The following is a 4,597-nucleotide window of genomic DNA, read 5'->3' on the forward strand; positions in this document are numbered from 1 at the left end:
GTCGTCGGTGGGGGCGCCCGCGTCCTGGGCGTCGTCCCGCGCCTGGGCGGCGCGCGCGAGGGCGGCGACGAGGCCGCCCGGGGTCTGGTCCTCGGCGACCGCGTGCACGGTGAGCCCGGCACGGCGCGCCTCGGCGGCGGTCGAGTCGCCGATGCAGCACACGAGCGTGCCCGCGGGCGGGGCGCCGAGCATGGCGAGCAGGTTCCGCGCGGTGCTGCCCGAGGTGAGCAGGACCGCGTCCACCTCCCCGGCGGCGTACGCGGCGCGCACCTCCGGCTCGGGGGCCGGGCCGGGCACCGTGCGGTAGGTGACGACCACGTCGACCGGCCAGCCGCGCGCGGCCAGCCCCTCGGCCATGGTCGGCGCGGCGAGGTCGCCGAGCGGCAGCAGCACCCGCTCCGGCTCCGCGCCCGCCGCCGGCCAGGCGGCGAGCAGCGCGACGGCGGACGACCGCCCGGTCGGCACCAGGTCGACGCGGACACCGGCCTCGCGCAGCGCCCGGGCCGTGCTGCCGCCGACCGCGGCCACCCGGACGCCGTCGAGCAGCGCCGCCAGCGTGTGCCCGGTCTCCTCGGCGCGGTCCTCCAGCACGGGCACCGCGGCGGCGCTGGTGACGGCGACCCAGCGGTAGTAGCCGACCTCGAGCGCGAGCAGCGCGTCGTCGAGCTCGGTGGGGTCGAACGGCGGGACGGTCTGGATCAGCGGGACGACGAGCGGCTCGGCGCCCGCGGCGTGCAGCGCGATGACCAGGGGGTCCGGGCCGTCGGTCGCGCGCGGGACGAGGACGGTGCGGCCGGCGAGCGGCCCGGCGGGCACGGCGGGGACCGCAGCGGGGGCGCCGTCGGCGGGCAGGCCCGTCACGCCCCGAGCTCCGCCAGCTCGGCGGCGCCCGCGTCCAGCAGGTCCTCCGCGAGCCGGGTGCCGAGGGCGGCCGCGGCGAGCGCGACGCGGCCCGCGGCGGTGGCCGGGTCGGCGTCCGCAGGGCCCACGGCCCCGCCGGCCAGCGTCGTCGACGCCGCGCGGCGCAGCGCCTGGGTGCCGTCGGTGCGCAGCACGACCGCCTCCAGCGTCAGGACGTCGTCCGCGCCGATCCGCGCGTGCGCGCCCACCGGTGCGGCGCAGCCCGCCTCGAGCCGGCTGAGCAGCGCCCGCTCGGACAGCACCGCGAGGTGCGTGGGCCGGTGGTCGAGCGCCGCGAGCGCCCGGGCCAGCGGCGTGCCGGCGGCGGCGTCCTCCGCGCGGACCTCGACCGCCAGCGCACCCTGGGCGGGCGCCGGCGTCATCACGTCGAACGGCAGCGCGTCGGTGACGGCGTCCAGCCGGCCCAGGCGCGCCAGGCCCGCGCGGGCCAGCACGACGGCGTCGAGGTCGTCCTCGATCCGGCGGAGCCGGGTGTCGACGTTGCCGCGGATGTCCACCACCCGCAGGTCCGGCCGGGCCGCCCGCAGCTGGGCGGCGCGCCGCGGCGACCCGGTGCCCACCGCGGCGCCCTGCGGCAGCGTGGCGAGCGTGCGGCCGTCGCGGGCGCACAGGGCGTCCCGCGGGTCCTCGCGCAGCGGCACCGCGGCGACGACGAGGCCCGGGGCCACGGCCGTCGGCAGGTCCTTGAACGAGTGCACCGCGACGTCGCACCGGCCGTCCAGCAGGGCGTCCCGCAGGGCGGTCACGAACACGCCGGTGCCGCCCAGGGTGGCCAGCGAACCCGTGAGCCGGTCGCCGTCGGTGCGGACGCGGACCAGCTCGTGCGGGCCCGCGCCCAGGGCGGTCAGCGCGTCCGCCACGTGCCCCGTCTGGGTGAGGGCGAGCGCACTCGCACGGGTGCCGACCCGGACCGTCTGGGGCATGCCCCCAGTCTCGGACACCCCGCGCGGATCTGTCGAAACCGCGGGTCGCGGGCTGCGGTGCACGGGTCAGGCCTCCGGAGGTGGGGTGCGAGCGGGGTCGGCGGTGCCGGTGGGTGCGGGGGCGCCGGCGCCGGGTGGTGCGGCGGCGGCCGGCGCCGACGCGGCCAGCGCCGACGCGGTCGCCCGGGCGTCGGGGACGACCGAGGCGAGGCCGTTGCCGGACACCCACGCGCCCACGACGGCGAGGCCGGGCACCTCGGCGACGGCGGCGCGGACCCGCCGCACCGTCTCCCGGTGCGCGGCGCTCGGCACCGGCAGGCCCTGGCGCCAGCGCACCCGGGCGGCGGCGCGCACCTGCTCCCGGCGCAGCGGCACCCCGAGGACGGCCGCGGCGTCCCGCACGGCGAGGTCGGTGAGCGCGTCGAGGTCGGACGGCAGCCCGTTCGCCGCGGCCGCGTCGTCGCCGGCCCGGCCGTAGGACAGCCGCACGACGTGCCGGCCCGGCCCGGCCGCCTCGGCGAGCCACGCCCACTTGGCGGTCGCGTGCGTGAGCGCCTTGGCCCGCACCCCGGGCACGCCGCGGGCGACCAGCACCCCCGTGCCGCGCGGGGCGGCGTCCAGCTCCGGGGCGTCGAGCACCAGCGTCGCGAGCACGATGTCCGCGCCGGGGTCGGTCGCCAGGCCCGCCAGGCCCGGTGCGACGCCGGCCAGGAGGTCGACGGCGCGCGGCGTGGCGACCACCAGCCGCGCGGTCGTGAGCGTCTCGACGGCGCCCTCGGCCCCGACGGTCACGGCGAACCCGTCGTCGGTGCGGGCGACCGCGTGCACCGACGCCCCGGTCCGCACGGCACCGCCGCGCGCCTCGACGTCCGCCACCAGCGCCTCGACCAGCACGTGCAGCCCGCCGCGGAACCCGGCGACGGCCGACCCCGCCGGTGCGAGCGCGCGCTGCGCGGTGACGGCCCGGGCGAGCGAGCCCTCCCGGCGCACCGCGGCGACCAGCCCGGGGGCGACGGCGTCCGCGGCCACGTCGTCCGGCTCGGCGGCGTGCACGCCCGCCACCACCGGCCGGACGAGCCGGTCGAGCACCCGCCGCCCGGCGCGGGCGCGCACCAGCGCACCGAGGGTGGTCCCGTCGGCGGTGCCGACCCGCGCGGGCAGCACGCGGTCCAGCGAGGCGCGCAGCGACCCCGCGAGCCCGATCGTGCGGCGGACGTCCGGCGCCCACGGGTCGGCCGGGATGCCCAGCAGGCCGGTGCGGGGGAGCGGCCCGGCACCGGAGGGCAGTCGCACCCACGCGCCGTGCCGCTCGGGCGTGACGACGCGGTCGGCCAGGCCCAGTTCGTCCGCCAGCGCCGCGACGACGCCGCCGCGGGTCGCGAACGACTCGGCGCCGGCGTCGAGCGCCAGCCCGTCGACCTCGTGCCGGCCGACCACCCCGCCGACCGACCGCCACGCCTCGAGCACCAGCGGCCGCAGGCCGGCGAGGGTCAGCTCGCGCGCGGCGACGAGGCCCGCGACCCCGCCGCCCACGACGACGGCGTCCCACCCCCCGTCCGGGGGTGCTGCCGCGGCGCCGGGTCGGGTCGTGCCGGCTGCCCGGTCGTCGTCGTTCGTGGTCGCGTCCTTCCTCATCCGTCCAGCCTGCCGCGCCCGGGAGCCCGCGGAGCGGGACCCGGGCCCCACCTCACAGCGCGTGCACCAGCGCCACGAGGCGGGTGAGCACGTCCGGGTCGGTCTCCGGCGGCACGCCGTGGCCCAGGTTCACCACGTGACCGGGCGCCGAGACGCCGCGCGCCACCACGTCCCGCACGTGCGCCTCCAGCACCGGCCACGGCGCCGCCAGCAGCGCCGGGTCGACGTTGCCCTGCACCGGCACCCGGCCGTCGAGCCGGCGGACCGCCTCGTCGAGCCCGATCCGGTGGTCCACGCCCACGACGTCCGCGCCGACGTCCCGCATGGCGGCGAGCAGCTCGCCGGTCCCGGTGCCGAAGTGCACCCGGGGCACGCCCAGGTCGGCGACGTGGGACAGCGCGCGGGTCGACGCGGGCGCGACGCGGGCCGTGTAGTCCGCGAGGGACAGCGAGCCCGCCCAGGAGTCGAACAGCTGCGCCGCGCTCGTCCCGGCCAGCACCTGCGCCCGCAGAAACGCACCGGTCACGTCGGCGGCCCACTCGGTCAGCGCGGCCCAGGTCCCCGGGTCCGCGTGCATGAGGGTGCGCGCCGCCAGGTGGTCGCGCGACGGCCGGCCCTCGACCAGGTACGCGGCGAGCGTGAACGGCGCCCCCGCGAACCCGATCAGCGGGGTCGACCCGAGCGCCGCCGTCGTCAGCCGCACGGCCTCGACGACCGGCGCGAGCACCTCGGGCGTCAGCGACTCGGCGGGGTGCTCGGCGCGCAGCCGGGCCACGTCGTCGGCGGTCCGCACGGCGGAGCCCATCACGGGGCCGACGCCGGGCTGGATGTCGACGTCCACGCCCGCCAGCCGCAGCGGGATCACGATGTCCGAGAAGAAGATCGCCGCGTCGACCCCGTGCCGGCGCACCGGCTGCAGCGTGATCTCCGACGCCAGGTCCGGGGTCAGGCAGGCGTCGAGCATCGCGGTGCCCTTCCGGGCCTCCCGGTACTCCGGCAGCGACCGGCCGGCCTGGCGCATGAACCACACCGGGCGGCGGGCCGGCGTGCGGCCGCGGTACGCGTCCACCAGCGGCGCGTGGGCCGTGCGGCCGTCGACCAGGGGGTGGTCGGCGGGC

Annotated in this window: 4 protein-coding genes; all 4 read right to left on the reverse strand. The window is 80.4% G+C overall.

What is annotated here, in order from left to right:
* Positions 1-861, reverse strand: an 861-nt coding sequence (locus G6556_RS17235) for a uroporphyrinogen-III synthase (RefSeq protein ID WP_166944135.1), incomplete at its 3' end; no start/stop codon positions are given.
* A complete protein-coding gene (gene hemC / locus G6556_RS17240; protein ID WP_166944137.1) occupies positions 858-1,844 on the reverse strand; it encodes a hydroxymethylbilane synthase in 987 nt (328 codons plus the stop codon). The genes G6556_RS17235 and hemC, both read right to left, overlap by 4 nt.
* Before the next feature lie 66 nt (positions 1,845-1,910).
* Positions 1,911-3,479: an FAD-dependent oxidoreductase gene (locus tag G6556_RS17245; RefSeq protein WP_166944139.1), complete on the reverse strand. Its 1,569-nt coding sequence runs from the start codon at positions 3,477-3,479 to the stop codon at positions 1,911-1,913.
* A 52-nt stretch (positions 3,480-3,531) separates the two neighbouring features.
* Positions 3,532-4,597 (reverse strand): uroporphyrinogen decarboxylase (gene hemE, locus G6556_RS17250; protein WP_166944141.1); only part of this gene is annotated, 1,066 nt, incomplete at its 5' end.

The organism is Cellulomonas sp. IC4_254 (assembly GCF_011603975.1).
Lineage (GTDB): Bacteria > Actinomycetota > Actinomycetes > Actinomycetales > Cellulomonadaceae > Cellulomonas.